Consider the following 14,558-nt stretch of genomic DNA (forward strand, 5'->3'; position numbering starts at 1 on the left):
AAGCCACTCCCGTCTCACTTTTGGCTAAACACGGTCCCATCGTTGCCCAAAGTATTTATCCAGACAATCACTTCGTCCAGACAACGAACTATCGCCCGGGGGAATGTCGGAGGACGTATGACGGCGAATCCACTACCACCACTACCACCGGTCTCTCATCGGGGACCAGCCCCGAAACCCCGGTTGAGACGCTACCAGTCGCTTCACATATGATGCGTGCTCTCTCCCCACGAACGATACTCTGTCCGTTGCTCGTCGTGATAGTGCTCACAGCAGCGGTCTGCACACCGGTCGTCGGAGCGGCGACAGCTACCGCTGAATCGGCATCGCTTTCTCACGACCCTGCCACCACCTCGGGCTCGAGCGTTTCACCGGTTATGGACGCCCCACCGCGGTCAACGCAGTCGGCTGCTGGAAACAGTTCCTCCGACGGCTGGAGCCAGACGCGTTATGAGCAGCCAGCCGGCGACATCGTCACGGTCTCACTCAATCTGTCCGCGACAACAACGACCGACGGCGACACCGCCGAACGCGCGCCAGCACGCGACCACGCCTACATTCAAATCGGGGATGTTTCGGCCGGCTTTATTGACGTCCTTCGTGTTGAAGACACCGACGATGATGGGGCGGTCACGTTTTCGATCAATACGCGGACGCTCGGGACGAGCGACAGCATCAGCGCCACCGATAGTGACCTCGTGTACCATAGCGAGGGCGACGTCGTCCGGAGCAGCGTTCACGGCCGCCTTTCAGCCACCGACGACGGCCCGACCTTCTTCGGACCCGACGGCTCTGAACTGTCCGGCTTTGATGACTATCTCGCTACACTCGGTCTCATCGACTCGGCGGCAGCCGACCGTGGTATTGACCAGCTTCGGCGGCCGTTGCAGCCAGGTGACTACCCTCTTCTAGCCAGTACGGAAGGTGAATTCTGCGCCAACGTGACACCCCCCGCCGGCCGCTCATCCAGTAGCTCCGCTACGTACACGTCCGAGTCGACATCGTCCACTATTGGGACAACCACGATCGAGCTGACGAAGCCAGGCCTCGATGGCCTCTCCATCCAGGCTGCGCCGGCGGGTCCAGCGAATGCTGCCCCTAATCAGACGGCGTTGTCGGCCTCAGCGACTGAGAGCCGGTCGGTCACGTCGACCGACCGTATCGTAATCACCGCCGAGGCGACCGGCATTTATGGCCATCTCGTTGCGATTGAGGGTGGGTTTGAAGGTCTCTCAACTGGGTTCGGTCCCGGAACACTATCGCAGTTAGAAACCAGAACCGGGGAGGGCGTTGAGTTCGCGGTTGAGTCGACTGACGGGCCGGTTCTACGCGGTCCCGGCCCCTCGGAAGGGCTTGAATCTCCACTTGAGGTTTTGGACTTGTCCTCGCTTGACGCAACCGCTGTCGCCGTGTATGCGAACAACACCGCGGGGAAGCTCTACATCGTCATCGATCCACGTGCAACAGACGCTTTCACGTTGACTGACAACGCAAGCCGGAACTTCTCGGCTTCCCTCGGGTACCACAGTAACTCGACGCAGCCATTCCTCTTCGACCGTGAGGACCGGAACATCCAGTCGTACTATCGTGGTTTGGTGGGTGGTGCTGGGGGCGATGTCAATACGCCCGCTTTCCCATACTTCGAACCTGGTGAGAAGGCTACCGCGACGGCGCAGTTCTCACTCGTCGAACCACACATTCAATTTAAGAGCACGGGTGGATGGGTGGAGTCGGACGCACCGGTTGTCGTCGACCGAACGTCACCCACTCGAATCCAAGGGAAAACGAACGTAGCCCCTGGAACGGAAGCAATTCTCCAAGTAACGTCTCAGTCGGAAAACAGCTCATTCACGTCCCTGCAGCAGTCGACCGTCTCTATCGCCCCTAACGGCACGTTCTCCGGCACATTTTCCCTCCCTACGACAGCGATCGGTGAAACGTCTACCCTCTCGGTTCTCATTAGGGGGACGGAGATTGCTCACACAGAGTTGGTGACTGTCGCGCCGGAAGCTCAGCAGACAACGAGCCAATCTACACAAGCGACCGTAGCTTCCGCTGAGTCGCAAACGGCTACAGGAGAATCAGGTGGAGCTACGCCCGGACTCACCCCCCTTGTCGCCCTCCTTGCTGTGGCTGCCGCTTTCGCTTGGCTGTTCATCTTCCGACGGTGACACCGCCCGACGGTGAACGGCGAGCTGTTCTCCTACCTGACAACCTCTACGGTCAACCGAGTATGTCCTCTCCCTTGATCAATTCAGAGTCGTCCCGAGGAGCGGCAGGCCGACAGCGAGTGCGACTATAGTTGGGCGACTACTCATATCCGCAGAACGGAGTTAACCAACACACCTACTCGTTTATGGACAGCTGCTTCGACAACTGGCCACTGACTATGACTGCACAGCGACAGTTCCCCAACGAATTGGATCGCCGGCGTAGCCCTTACCAACACGCCTATACTCGGGACGCCCGACACATCGTATAATGGTATCTGCGTTGACCGACACGCTCGCGTGGGTCGTCATCGCGGCGTTCGGTACGAGCGCCGTCCTCCAGGCAGACTACCGCCGGTACAGCCGGTACGCGGCGGTCGCGGCGTGGACGCTGTTCGCGGCGTTCTGGGGGCTGCTCGCGCCGTACTACTTCTTCGAGCACTTGAGCGTCATCGAGGGCGCGCTGAGCGCGGTCGCCGTCCCCGCCTGCCTCTACACCGCGTACCTCGTCGGCACGGGCAAGCGCCAGCTCGAGACGCTGACGCGCTCGATCGCCATCATGGGGCTGCTGTTCCTCCCGTTCCAGACCATCGAGCCGACGCGGCAGTTCGCCATCGAGACGGTCGCCCAGCAAGCGGAGTGGCTGATGGCGCAGTTCGGCTACTACCCGCCCGTCGTGGAGGGCGACCACGGCTACATGGCGAAGTTCGTGTTCACGGGCGAGTCCGTGAACGGGACCCCCGGCCACAAGTACACGACCACGGTCCTGATGGCGTGTACGGGCATCGGGAGCATGTCCATCGTCGGCGGGCTCGCGCTCGCGGTGAAGGCGCCGCTGCAGCGCCGGCTGCAGGCGATGGCGGTCGCGCTCCCCGTCATCTACGGGCTGAACGTGATTCGCGTCGCGTTCATCGCCGTCGCGCACGGCGAGCAGTGGTTCCGCGGCGGCGTCTACAAGACGCTCGCGTTCGCACTCTTCCCGACGAACGACGGCAACATGGTGTCGTACCTGTTCGCCGACCGCATGCTCGCCCAATCCCTGTCCGTCGTCGCGCTCGTCGCCCTGACGTTCGCGCTGCTGCGCATCGTCCCCGAGCTCGGCGGCGTCGTCGAGGACGTCGCCTACATCGCGACCGGCAACGAGTACGACATCACCGAGCGGTTCGCGCAGTAGGCCGTCAGAATCCTTTTACGCCAGTTCGACGTCTTCGCGGGTGTGATGGCGAGCGCATCCCGAGACCCAGACGACGATGGCGTCCACTTCGTCCACGAGGACGACGGCAGTGTCACCGCCGTCGACGAGGAGACGGGGCTGGCTCGACGTTGGGAGACGAAGTCGGATGCTCTCTCCCAGCTCGCGGAGGCGCTCGCGCTCCACGAGGATCGCGGCGATCCCATCGAAGATCCCGACGCGGTTCTCCGCGACGAACTCGATATCGAGCCCACCGAGTAGGCATGGATGCAGCGTCCCAGAATACGAACGAAAAGCGACGGACGAGAGCGGTCGCGAGCGGGACTACTGCAGTTCAGGCGGGGTCGATGCTGACGGGATGTCACCGTCGAATTCGTAGTCGCTCGCCCAGTTGATCGAGGGGTGGTCGATTTCGGCTGAGAAACGCAGTTCCATCTTCTGGTCGGTCGCTTCCGAGACGTCAATCCAATACAGGTCGTCCGTGTCGGGGTAGCGGACGATGAAAGCGTCGACCGCGTCGTGGTAGGTGCTTTCGTGGTACTCGCCGTCTCGGGTCGTCTGGGAATGCGTGTTGAATCGAATCGTCCCTGTTTCGGTCTCCCAGGCTGTTTTGCACTGGATGCGGAGGAGACGGCCATCGTCGTCGACGATGAGGTCGTATTTGTCGTTGTCCCCGAAGGGGACGGCGACGCTGTGGCCGTTCGAGATGAGCGTGTGGAGGATCTTGGATTCGGTTTCGTCACCGACGGCTTTCGAATTCCGACTCATGGGACCGTATACGTCGTTTCGTCGCTTTGTCGGATGAACGTCAGGCCCGGACAGGTGGCAATCAGACAACCCGCTGTTAGTGCGACGGGATGCAAGAGCGGTGACAGCTGGACGAATCGAGTGCTGTGTGGAGACGAGCGACGTACCTAGAGCGGGAGGTACGCGAGCAAAACGAGGCCCTAGCAGGTTCACAACCGCGAGCAGTCGTTTCGGGATAGCGCCGTCTCTCTGCGGATTGCGTCGAAGAGAAAGCGCCCGGAGCGGGAGTCACGCGAGCCGCGCGAGCGTGACGCCGGCAGACGGAGTCTGCCGGGATGTGAACCAGAGGAAGACGCTCTTCGGTCGTCTTCCAGGGTTCAAATCCCTGCCGTATTCACTGAACTCGGTGCTCACGACACAGCAAGCTGGTCGCTCGCGGTTCGAGTTCAGTAGAAGTACGCCCGGAGCGGGATTTGAACCCGCGTCACGGCCGTGACAGGGCCGTATGATGGGCCACTACACCATCCGGGCTTGCTGCACTCATTCGTAGCCGGCTTGCATTCTTAAGGCTTTCCAAACGCAGGGGTGTGTGCGTCGTGGTGGCGTAACCCGCGACGGGAATCGTAGTTGACAAGACCTAAGTGCGCCGCTAGCGAATTGGCCTGTAGTATCTCGTGAGAGGTAGTTCTCCCCCCATCCAGGCACACCCATGGTAGACGTAAGCCAACACGAACTCGTCCCCGAGCACACAGTCCTCGACGAGGAGGACGTCGAGGACGTGCTCGTGGACTACGACATCGACCGGACGGACCTGCCGAAGATCAAACGGAAGGACCCTGCCCTACCGGACGACGCCGAGGTCGGCGACGTCGTCAAAATCGTGCGGGACTCGCGGACCACGGACAAAGCCATCGTGTACCGACTGGTGATCGAATAAATGCAAATGGAAGACCGACGCGAACTGTCGCGGGCGTATTTCTCGAAAGAACGACTGGCCGAACACCACTTCAGGTCGTTCAACTCCTTCCTGAAGCGGGGTATGCAGGACGTCGTCACCGAGAAGGAGCGCATCGAGACGGACATCGGTGACAAGGAAGACGAGGAGCCGGTGTGGGTCGAGCTCGGCGACGTCCGCATCACGACGCCGCGCGTGCGTGAGGCGGACGGCTCCGAGGAGCTGCTGTACCCACAGGAGGCGCGGCTGCGGAACATCACGTACTCGGCGCCGGTGTTCATGGAGATGAGCATCGTGCGCGGCGGCGAAGAGGAAGAGGAGCGCGTGCTGGACACGACGGAGACGAAGGTCGGCCGGATGCCGATCATGGTCGGCTCCGACAAGTGCAACATCGCGGGCTTCTCCGAGGACGAGCTCATCGAGATCGGCGAAGACCCCGCCGACCCCGGCGGCTACTTCATCGTGAACGGCAGCGAGCGCGTCCTCATGACGAGCGAGGACCTCGCGCCGAACAAGATTCTCGCGGAGTACGACTCGAAGTACGGCGACGAGATCCAGGTCGCGAAGACGTTCAGCCAGCGCCGCGGCTATCGCGCGCTGGTGCTCGTCGAGCGCAACCGCGAGGGGCTGCTCGAAGTGTCGTTCCCCTCCGTCTCGGGGTCGATCAACTTCGTGACGCTGGTGCGGGCGCTCGGCCTCGAGTCCGACGAGGAGATCGTCCACCGCGTCAGCGAGGACCCCGAGATCGTGAAGTTCATGCTGGAGAACCTGGAGGAAGCCGACGTCCAGACCCAGGAGGAGGCCATCGAGGAGCTCGGGAAGCGGGTCGCCTCCGGCCAGGGGAAGAACTACCAGCTGAAGCGCGCGAACTACGTCATCGACCGCTACCTGCTGCCGCACCTCCACGAGGAGGGCATCGAGGACGAGGAGACCCGCATCAACAAGTCCTACTACCTCTGTCGGATGGCCGAAGCGTGTTTCGAGCTGGCGCTCGACCGCCGCGAGGCCGACGACAAGGACCACTACGCGAACAAGCGTCTGAAGGTCTCCGGCGACCTGATGAAGGACCTGTTCCGGACGGCGCTGAACAAGCTGGCGCGGGACGTGAAGTACCAGCTCGAGCGCGCGAACATGCGCAACCGCGAACTCACCGTCAACACGGTGGTCCGCTCGGACGTCCTGACCGAGCGGCTCGAACACCCCATCGCGACCGGGAACTGGGTGGGCGGCCGCTCGGGCGTCAGCCAGCTCGTCGACCGGACGGACTTCATGGGCGTGCTCAGCCACCTGCGCCGACTGCGCAGCCCGCTGAGCCGCTCGCAGCCCCACTTCGAGGCGCGGGACCTGCACGCGACTCAGTGGGGGCGCATCTGTCCCTCCGAGACCCCGGAGGGCCCGAACTGTGGGCTCGTGAAGAACTTCGCGCAGGCGATGGAGCTCTCCCAGACCGTCGACGACGAACGCGAGCTGAAACGCGAGCTCTCGTCGATGGGCGTCGAGGGCATCCCCGGGATCAGCACGGAAGCGACACCAGCGGACGACTAACATGAGTACGGAACGAGAAGCGAAAGTCTACGTCAACGGCAGTCTCGTCGGGACCCACGAGGACCCCGAGGAGCTGGCAGCACAGATTCGGGAGGCGCGCCGCCGGGGAGAGGTCTCCGAGATGGTGAACGTCTCCGTGAAGGACCGCACGAACGAGGTCATCGTGAACGCGGACGCGGGCCGGGCCCGGCGTCCGCTGCTCGTCGTCGAGGACGGCGAGCCGCTCGTCACCGACGAGGAGCTCGACGCCATCGAGAACGGCGACATCGAGTTCGAGGACCTCGTGCAGGCGGGGAAGGTGGAGTTCATCGACGCCGAGGAAGAGGAGGACATCCTCGTCGGCGTCGACCGCGACGAGCTCACCGAGAAGCACACCCACCTCGAGATCGACCCGCAGCTCATCTTCGGCATCGGCGCGGGGATGATCCCGTACCCCGAGCACAACGCCAGCCCCCGCATTACGATGGGCGCGGGGATGATGAAGCAGAGCCTGGGCCTGCCGGCGGCGAACTACCGCATCCGGCCGGACACCCGCCAGCACCTCCTGCACTACCCGCAGAAGGCGATGGTGAACACCCAGACGACCGAGCAGATCGGCTACGACGACCGGCCGGCCGGCCAGAACTTCGTCGTCGCCGTGATGTCCTACGAGGGGTTCAACATCGAGGACGCGCTCGTCATGAACCAGGGCTCGGTGGACCGCGCGCTCTCCCGCTCGCACTTCTTCCGCACGTACGAGGGCGAGGAGCGCCGCTACCCCGGCGGCCAGGAGGACCGCTTCGAGATTCCCTCCGACGACGTGCGTGGCGGCCGCGGCGAGGACGCGTACACGCACCTCGACGACGACGGCCTCGTCAACCCCGAGACGCAGGTCGACGACTCCTCGGTGCTGCTCGGCAAGACGAGCCCGCCGCGGTTCCTCGAGGAGCCCGAGGACATGGGCGGCCTCAGCCCGCAGAAGCGCCGCGAGACGTCGGTGACGATGCGCTCCGGCGAGGACGGCGTCGTCGACACCGTGACGCTGATGGAGGGCGAGGACGGCTCGAAGCTCGCGAAGGTCTCCGTGCGGGACGAACGCATCCCCGAGCTCGGGGACAAGTTCGCGTCCCGCCACGGCCAGAAGGGCGTCGTCGGCCACCTTGCGCCCCACGAGGACATGCCGTTCACGCAGGAGGGCGTCGTGCCCGACCTCGTGCTGAACCCGCACGCGCTGCCGTCCCGGATGACGGTCGGCCACGTGCTGGAGATGCTCGGCGGGAAGGCCGGGTCTCTCGACGGGCGCTCCGTCGACGGCACGGCGTTCACCGGCGAGAACGAGGAGGAACTGCGCTCGACGCTCGAGGAGCGCGGGTTCAAGTCCTCCGGGAAGGAAGTGCTGTACTCCGGGGTCTCCGGGGAGAAGATCGAGGCCGAGATCTTCGTCGGCACCATCTTCTACCACAAGCTCTACCACATGGTGTCGAACAAGCTCCACGCCCGCTCGAAGGGGCCGGTCCAGGTCCTCACGCGGCAGCCGACGGAGGGGCGCGCCCGCGAGGGCGGCCTCCGCGTCGGGGAGATGGAGCGGGACACCGTCATCGGCCACGGCGCCGCGATGGTGCTCAAAGAGCGGCTGCTGGACTCCTCGGACCGCGAGGAGATCCACGTCTGCGGGAACTGCGGCATGACCGCCGTGGAGAACTACGAGCAGCGCCGCGTCTACTGTCCGAACTGTGAGGAAGAGACGGACGTGCACAGCCTCGAGATGAGCTACGCGTTCAAGCTCCTGCTCGACGAGATGAAAGCGCTCGGCATCGCGCCGCGACTCGAACTGGAGGACGCAGTATGAGCACAGGACAATCACCCAAGGAGATCGGGGAAATCAGCTTCGGGCTGATGGACCCGGAGGAGTACCGGGACATGTCCGCGACGAAGGTCATCACCGCGGACACGTACGACGACGACGGCTTCCCCATCGACATGGGCCTGATGGACCCCCGGCTGGGGGTCATCGACCCCGGGCTGGAGTGCAAGACCTGCGGCCAGCGCTCCGGGAGCTGTAACGGCCACTTCGGCCACATCGAGCTCGCCGCGCCCGTCATCCACGTCGGGTTCGCGAAGCTCATCCGGCGGCTGCTCCGCGGGACGTGCCGGGACTGCGCGCGGCTCCTGCTCACCGAGGAGGAGAAAGAGGAGTACCGCGACGACCTCGACCGCACGCGCAGCCTCCGCGAGGACGTATCCGACGTCACGAAGGACGCCATCCGGGAGGCCCGCAAGAAGGACCACTGCCCGCACTGCGGGGAGGTCCAGTACGACGTCAAACACGAGAAGCCGACGACGTACTACGAGGTCCAGCAGGTGCTCGCCAGCGACTACAGCGAGCGCATCGCCGCCGCGATGCAGCCCGACCCCGACGAGGACGACGCCGGGGTCAGCCCGCAGGAGCTCGCCGAGCAGACGGACATCGACATCAGCCGCATCAACGACATCCTCTCCGGGGAGTTCCGGCCGCGCCGCGAGGACCGCGAGGCCATCGAGGCCGCCATCGGCGCGGACCTCACCACCGAGGACATGAACAAGCTGATGCCCTCGGACATCCGCGACTGGTTCGAGGACATCCCCGGCGAGGACCTCGCCGTGCTCGGCATCGACCCCGAGAAGAGCCGGCCGGAGTGGATGATTCTGACCGTCCTCCCCGTGCCGCCGGTGACCGCGCGTCCCTCCATCACGCTGGACAACGGCCAGCGCAGCGAGGACGACCTGACGCACAAGCTCGTGGACATCATCCGCATCAACCAGCGGTTCATGGAGAACCGTGAGGCGGGTGCGCCACAGCTCATCATCGAGGACCTCTGGGAGCTGCTGCAGTACCACGTCACGACGTTCATGGACAACGAGATCTCGGGGACGCCGCCCGCCCGTCACCGCTCCGGCCGCCCGCTGAAGACGCTCAGCCAGCGGCTGAAGGGCAAGGAGGGGCGGTTCCGCGGCTCGCTGTCCGGGAAGCGCGTGAACTTCTCCGCGCGGACCGTCATCAGCCCGGACCCGACGCTGTCGCTGAACGAGGTCGGGGTGCCCGACCGCGTGGCGACCGAGATGACCCAGACGATGGTCGTCAACGAGCAGAACGTCGAGCGCGCCCGCAAGTACGTCCGGAACGGGCCGGAGGGCCACCCGGGCGCGAACTACGTCACGCGCCCCGACGGCCGCCGCGTCCGCGTCACCGAGAAGGTCTGCGAGGAGCTCGCCGAGCGCGTCGAGCCCGGCTGGGAGGTCCAGCGCCACCTCATCGACGGCGACATCATCATCTTCAACCGGCAGCCGTCGCTGCACCGGATGTCCATCATGGCCCACGAGGTCGTGGTGATGCCGTACAAGACCTTCCGCCTGAACACCGTCGTCTGTCCGCCGTACAACGCCGACTTCGACGGCGACGAGATGAACATGCACGCCCTCCAGAACGAGGAGGCCCGTGCCGAGGCGCGCGTCCTGATGCGCGTCCAGGAGCAGATTCTCAGCCCGCGGTTCGGCGAGAACATCATCGGCGCGATTCAGGACCACATCTCCGGGACGTACCTGCTCACGCACGACAACCCCCGGTTCAACGAGACGCAGGCCTCTGACCTCCTGCGCCAGACGAGCATCGACGAGCTCCCCGAGCCCGCCGGCACCGAGGACGGCGAGCCGTACTGGGAGGGGCGCCAGATCTTCTCCGAGCTGCTGCCCGACGACCTCAACCTCGAGTTCACGGGGACGGTCGGCGAGCCCGTCGTCATCGAGAACGGCCAGCTGCTCGAGGGCACCATCGCCGAGGACGAGATCGGCGGCTTCGGCGGCGAGATCGTCGACACCATCGCGAAGGTCCACGGGAAGACCCGCGCCCGCGTGTTCATCAACGAGGTCGCGGCGCTCGCGATGCGCTCGATCATGCACTTCGGGTTCTCCATCGGCATCGACGACGAGACCGTCTCCACGGAGGCCCGCGAGCGCATCGACGAGGCCATCCAGTCCGCGTACGACCGCGTCCAGGAGCTCATCGAGACCTACGAGAACGGCGACCTCGAGAGCCTGCCCGGCCGTACGGTCGACGAGACCCTCGAGATGAAGATCATGCAGACGCTCGGGAAGGCCCGCGACTCCGCCGGCGACGTCGCCGCGGAGAACTTCGACGCGGACAACCCCGCGGTCGTGATGGCCGACTCCGGCGCGCGTGGGTCGATGCTGAACCTCACGCAGATGGCCGGCTGCGTCGGCCAGCAGGCGGTTCGCGGCGAGCGCATCAACCGCGGCTACGAGGACCGCACGCTCAGCCACTTCGAGCCGAACGACCTCTCCAGCGAGGCCCACGGCTTCGTGGAGAACTCCTACACGAGCGGGCTCACCCCCAAGGAGTTCTTCTTCCACGCGATGGGCGGCCGCGAGGGGCTCGTGGACACGGCGGTCCGCACCTCGAAGTCCGGCTACCTGCAGCGCCGGCTCATCAACGCGCTCTCCGAGCTGGAGACCCAGTACGACGGCACCGTCCGGGACACCAGCGACACCATCGTGCAGTTCGAGTTCGGCGAGGACGGCACCTCGCCCGTCGAGGTGTCCTCCAGCGAGGACGTCGACGTCGACGTCGAACAGATCGCCGACCGCATCGTCGAGTCGGAGTTCGACAGCGAGGCCGAGAAAGAGGAGTTCCTCGGCGTCCAGGAGCCGCCGACGAACCTCTCCGAGCACGGCGCGTCCTGGGAGGTGGAATCCGATGACTGAGATCACTGACGGGATTCGGAACGCCGTCGAGGACACGGAGCTCCCGCGGCGCCTGAAGGACCGCGTGCTCGACACCATCGAGGACCGCGGGGGCGTCACCGTCCAGCAGGCCGAGGAGATCGCGACCGCCGTCGAGTCCCAGTACCTCGACACGCGCGTCGACCCCCTCGAGCCGGTCGGCACGGTGTCCGCGCAGTCCATCGGCGAACCGGGGACGCAGATGACGATGAACACGTTCCACTACGCGGGCGTCGCGGAGATGGACGTCACGCAGGGCCTGCCGCGGCTCATCGAGCTCGTGGACGCCCGGAAGACCCCGGACACGCCGATCATGACGGTGTACCTCGAGGACGAGTACGCCGAGGAGCGCGAGCGCGCCCACGAGGTCGTCTGGAACATCGAGGCGACGAAGATTCTCGCGCTCGGCGACATCTCCACGAACGTCGCCGACATGGTCGTCCAGATCGACCTCAACGAGGACACCCTCCAGGAGCGGTGGCCGCTCGTCGACTCCACGACCGAGATCGCGGGCGAGATCGCCGAGACCATCGAAGGGAGCCTCGGCGTGCAGGTCACCCAGCAGGGGACCGTCCTCGAGTTCGGCCCGAGCGAGCCGTCGTACCGCGAGCTGCTCCAGCTCGTCGAACAGCTCCGCGACATCGTGTTCAAGGGCATCGAGGACGTCTCCCGCGTCGTCATCCGGCGCGAGGAGACCGACGAGGGCGAGGAGTTCGTCCTCTACACGGAGGGGTCGGCGTTCAAGAAGGCGCTCAGCATCGAGGGCGTCGACGCCTCCCGCACCTCGTGTAACAACATCCACGAGGTCCACAAGACCCTCGGCATCGAGGCCGCCCGCGAGGCCATCATCGAGGAGACGATGACCACCCTCGAGGAGCAGGGCCTCGACGACGTGAACATCCGCCACCTGATGCTCGTCGCGGACATCATGACCAACGACGGCACCATCCAGTCCATCGGCCGGCACGGCATCTCCGGGAACAAGGACTCCGTGCTCGCCCGCGCCGCCTTCGAGGTCACCGTCAGCCACCTGCTCGACGCCGCCATCTACGGCGAAGCCGACGACCTCGACGGCGTCATCGAGAACGTCATCGTCGGGAAGCCCGTCCAGCTCGGCACCGGCGACGTCGACCTCCGGATGGGCGCCAGCAAGTCCGACTGATGACAGTCAGGCTCTCCGACGAGGCGCGCCGCCTCATCGCCGCGTTCGAGGACGAGACCGACGCCAGCGCCGTCGACTGCGTCGTCGACGACGAAGAGGACCGCGTCATCTTCGTCGTCGCCGCCGGCGAGATGGGGTCGGCCATCGGCCCCGGCGGCAGCCGCGTCGAAGAGCTCGAGGCGAAACTCGGCCGCGACGTCATGCTCGTCGAGGACGCCCCCACGCCCGAGGGGTTCGTCGCGAACGCCCTCTCCCCCGCGGCCGTCTACAACGTCACCATCAGCGAGAACGACACCACGGTCGCGTACGCCGAAGTCGCCCACGAGGACAAGGGCGTCGCCATCGGCACCGGCGGGAAGAACATCCAAGCCGCCAAACGCCTCGCCGACCGGCACTTCGACATCGACGACATTCAGCTCACGTAGCCACTTTTTGCTGCGCTCACTCGCTCCGCTCGTTCGCTGGCAAAAACTTGGGGCAAAAGCCAGCGTCACCCCCTACCGGGGGTTCCTCGGCCCGCTCGCTCCGCTCGCGGTGAACGGCTTCGCTCAGGTTCTCCGAACCGTTCACTCGCCGATGCTTGCCAGTCACGTCGTCAAACGGCTGTCGGGCATCCGGCGACCGAGTGGTCCGTCAGGACCCGGAAGGTCGCCGGTTCGCCGCGTCGTCAGGCGCGGGCGCGAGGACCCCCGGTAGGGGGTCCGACGGCGCTTTTGGCCGAGCTTTTGCCGAGCCGAGCGAGACCGCCGGTCTCGCTGGCCGTGCGAACGGGCGGCGATGCCGCCCGTGAGCAGAGAGCGGCCCTTGGCCGCGAGCGCAGCGCAAAAGGTCGGAGCGAAAGGCCGAGTTTAAGTGCTTCCGCTGGGTAAACGACTGTATGTCGAACGGCAAGTACGCCGCTCGGAAACTGAAGAAGGACCGCCAGAAGCACCGGTGGTCCGACTCGGAGTACGCGCGGCGAGAACGGGGGCTCGGCAAAGAGTCCGACCCCCTCGAGGGTGCGCCGCAGGGGCGCGGCATCGTCCTCGAGAAGGTAGGTATCGAAGCGAAACAGCCGAACTCCGCGATCCGGAAGTGCGTTCGGGTCCAGCTCATCAAGAACGGGAAGCAGGTCACCGCGTTCTGTCCCGGTGACGGCGCCATCTCGTTCATCGACGAGCACGACGAGGTCACCATCGCCGGCATCGGCGGTGCGAAGGGCCGTGCGATGGGCGACCTCTCGGGCGTGAACTACAAGGTCGAGAAGGTCAACGGCGTGAGCCTCATCGAACTGGTCCGCGGGAACGCTGAGAAGCCGGTGCGATAATCATGAGCGAGGAAGAAGCCCCCGAACCCGAGGCGCCCGCCGGTAGCGACGAGGAGGACGTGAACGCGAAGCTGTTCGGCAAGTGGGAGGTCTCGGACATCCAGTACCGGGACCCGAGCACGCGGCGCTACCTCTCCGTGACGCCCATCGCGCACACGATGGGGCGGCACGCCTCCAAGCAGTTCAAGAAGAGCGAGATTAGCGTCGTCGAGCGGCTCGCCAACCGGCTGATGAAGACCGGTGCGAACGCCGGCAAGAAACAGCAGGCGCTCCGCATCGTCCGTGACGCCTTCGACATCGTCCACGAGCGCACCGACGAGAACCCGATTCAGGTGCTCGTCCGCGCCGTGGAGAACTCCGCGCCCCGCGAGGAGACCGTCCGCCTGAAGTACGGCGGCATCTCCGTCCCGAAGGCCGTCGACGTGGCGCCCCAGCGCCGCGTCGACCAGGCGCTGAAGTTCATCGCCGACGGCGCGCACTCGTCGTCGTTCAAGACGCCCGTCGACGCCGCCGAGGCGCTGGCCAACCAGCTCGTCGGCGCCGCCGACTACGACGTCCAGACGTACGCGGTCGGCCAGAAGGAAGAGAAGGAACGCGTCGCGGCCGCGGCCCGCTAACGCGGGAGACGGTTCTGCGGTTTTTCTCTCGTTTCGAGCGACGGCGCCGCGGGGATACCTGAAAGCAGT

Annotated in this window: 12 protein-coding genes and 1 tRNA gene; 11 read left to right on the top strand and 2 right to left on the bottom strand. The window is 65.2% G+C overall.

The window, feature by feature from the left end; all coding sequences use genetic code 11:
• The first annotated feature begins 212 nt into the window (after positions 1-212).
• From GJ634_RS01320 to GJ634_RS01330, 3 genes are all read left to right on the top strand, one after another.
• Positions 213-2,171 carry a BGTF surface domain-containing protein gene (locus GJ634_RS01320; protein WP_157500104.1) on the top strand — a complete coding sequence of 653 codons (1,959 nt, stop codon included), beginning with the start codon at positions 213-215 and terminating at the stop codon, positions 2,169-2,171.
• Positions 2,172-2,481: 310 nt separating this feature from the next.
• Positions 2,482-3,384, top strand: coding sequence for an archaeosortase A (artA, locus tag GJ634_RS01325; protein ID WP_157500106.1), 903 nt, complete (start codon positions 2,482-2,484; stop codon positions 3,382-3,384).
• Positions 3,385-3,429: 45 nt separating this feature from the next.
• Positions 3,430-3,663, top strand: a complete 234-nt coding sequence (locus tag GJ634_RS01330) for a hypothetical protein (RefSeq protein WP_157500108.1) — start codon at positions 3,430-3,432, stop codon at positions 3,661-3,663.
• Positions 3,664-3,726: 63 nt separating this feature from the next.
• On the opposite strand, the gene GJ634_RS01335 is transcribed toward GJ634_RS01330, so the two are convergent.
• Both GJ634_RS01335 and GJ634_RS01340 read right to left on the bottom strand, forming a co-directional pair.
• Entirely contained in the window at positions 3,727-4,170 is a 444-nt protein-coding gene (locus GJ634_RS01335; RefSeq protein WP_157500110.1) for a group I intron-associated PD-(D/E)XK endonuclease, read from the bottom strand.
• A gap of 437 nt (positions 4,171-4,607) precedes the next feature.
• Positions 4,608-4,680: transfer RNA gene (locus tag GJ634_RS01340), tRNA-Asp, on the bottom strand.
• Positions 4,681-4,858: 178 nt separating this feature from the next.
• Here GJ634_RS01340 and GJ634_RS01345 point away from each other — a divergent pair.
• The 8 genes from GJ634_RS01345 to GJ634_RS01380 all read left to right on the top strand — a co-directional run bounded on the left by GJ634_RS01345 (position 4,859) and on the right by GJ634_RS01380 (position 14,489).
• Positions 4,859-5,086 (top strand): DNA-directed RNA polymerase subunit H, encoded by a 228-nt coding sequence (locus GJ634_RS01345; RefSeq protein WP_157500112.1) that lies wholly within the window; start codon positions 4,859-4,861, stop codon positions 5,084-5,086.
• Positions 5,087-6,649: a DNA-directed RNA polymerase subunit B'' gene (locus tag GJ634_RS01350; protein WP_157500114.1), complete on the top strand. Its 1,563-nt coding sequence runs from the start codon at positions 5,087-5,089 to the stop codon at positions 6,647-6,649.
• A gap of 1 nt (position 6,650) precedes the next feature.
• Positions 6,651-8,477, top strand: a complete 1,827-nt coding sequence (rpoB, locus tag GJ634_RS01355; RefSeq protein ID WP_157500116.1) for a DNA-directed RNA polymerase subunit B — start codon at positions 6,651-6,653, stop codon at positions 8,475-8,477.
• On the top strand, positions 8,474-11,386 hold the full coding sequence (locus GJ634_RS01360; protein WP_157500118.1) for a DNA-directed RNA polymerase subunit A': 2,913 nt from the start codon (positions 8,474-8,476) through the stop codon (positions 11,384-11,386). Before rpoB ends, GJ634_RS01360 begins: the two co-directional genes overlap by 4 nt.
• The gene (rpoA2, locus tag GJ634_RS01365; RefSeq protein ID WP_157500120.1) at positions 11,379-12,566 is read left to right on the top strand and encodes a DNA-directed RNA polymerase subunit A''; all 1,188 of its coding nucleotides are present in this window, start codon (positions 11,379-11,381) and stop codon (positions 12,564-12,566) included. The genes GJ634_RS01360 and rpoA2 overlap by 8 nt, the downstream gene beginning before the upstream one ends.
• Positions 12,566-12,991 (top strand): NusA-like transcription termination signal-binding factor, encoded by a 426-nt coding sequence (locus GJ634_RS01370; RefSeq protein ID WP_157500122.1) that lies wholly within the window; start codon positions 12,566-12,568, stop codon positions 12,989-12,991. Before rpoA2 ends, GJ634_RS01370 begins: the two co-directional genes overlap by 1 nt.
• 452 nt (positions 12,992-13,443) lie before the next feature.
• Positions 13,444-13,872, top strand: a complete 429-nt coding sequence (locus GJ634_RS01375; protein ID WP_157500124.1) for a 30S ribosomal protein S12 — start codon at positions 13,444-13,446, stop codon at positions 13,870-13,872.
• A 2-nt stretch (positions 13,873-13,874) separates the two neighbouring features.
• Positions 13,875-14,489 carry a 30S ribosomal protein S7 gene (locus GJ634_RS01380; protein ID WP_157500126.1) on the top strand — a complete coding sequence of 205 codons (615 nt, stop codon included), beginning with the start codon at positions 13,875-13,877 and terminating at the stop codon, positions 14,487-14,489.
• The last annotated feature ends 69 nt before the right edge of the window (positions 14,490-14,558 follow it).

The sequence above is a fragment of the Halobacterium sp. CBA1126 genome, assembly GCF_009741975.1.
Taxonomy (GTDB): Archaea; Halobacteriota; Halobacteria; order Halobacteriales; family Halobacteriaceae; genus Halobacterium.

Coding starts and splice junctions, on each gene's coding strand:
- GJ634_RS01320 (WP_157500104.1), top strand. CDS start 213: ATGCGTGCTCTCTCCCCACGAACGATACTCTGTCCGTTGCTCGTCGTG.
- artA (WP_157500106.1), top strand. CDS start 2,482: ATGGTATCTGCGTTGACCGACACGCTCGCGTGGGTCGTCATCGCGGCG.
- GJ634_RS01330 (WP_157500108.1), top strand. CDS start 3,430: ATGGCGAGCGCATCCCGAGACCCAGACGACGATGGCGTCCACTTCGTC.
- GJ634_RS01335 (WP_157500110.1), bottom strand. CDS start 4,170: ATGAGTCGGAATTCGAAAGCCGTCGGTGACGAAACCGAATCCAAGATC.
- GJ634_RS01345 (WP_157500112.1), top strand. CDS start 4,859: ATGGTAGACGTAAGCCAACACGAACTCGTCCCCGAGCACACAGTCCTC.
- GJ634_RS01350 (WP_157500114.1), top strand. CDS start 5,087: ATGCAAATGGAAGACCGACGCGAACTGTCGCGGGCGTATTTCTCGAAA.
- rpoB (WP_157500116.1), top strand. CDS start 6,651: ATGAGTACGGAACGAGAAGCGAAAGTCTACGTCAACGGCAGTCTCGTC.
- GJ634_RS01360 (WP_157500118.1), top strand. CDS start 8,474: ATGAGCACAGGACAATCACCCAAGGAGATCGGGGAAATCAGCTTCGGG.
- rpoA2 (WP_157500120.1), top strand. CDS start 11,379: ATGACTGAGATCACTGACGGGATTCGGAACGCCGTCGAGGACACGGAG.
- GJ634_RS01370 (WP_157500122.1), top strand. CDS start 12,566: ATGACAGTCAGGCTCTCCGACGAGGCGCGCCGCCTCATCGCCGCGTTC.
- GJ634_RS01375 (WP_157500124.1), top strand. CDS start 13,444: ATGTCGAACGGCAAGTACGCCGCTCGGAAACTGAAGAAGGACCGCCAG.
- GJ634_RS01380 (WP_157500126.1), top strand. CDS start 13,875: ATGAGCGAGGAAGAAGCCCCCGAACCCGAGGCGCCCGCCGGTAGCGAC.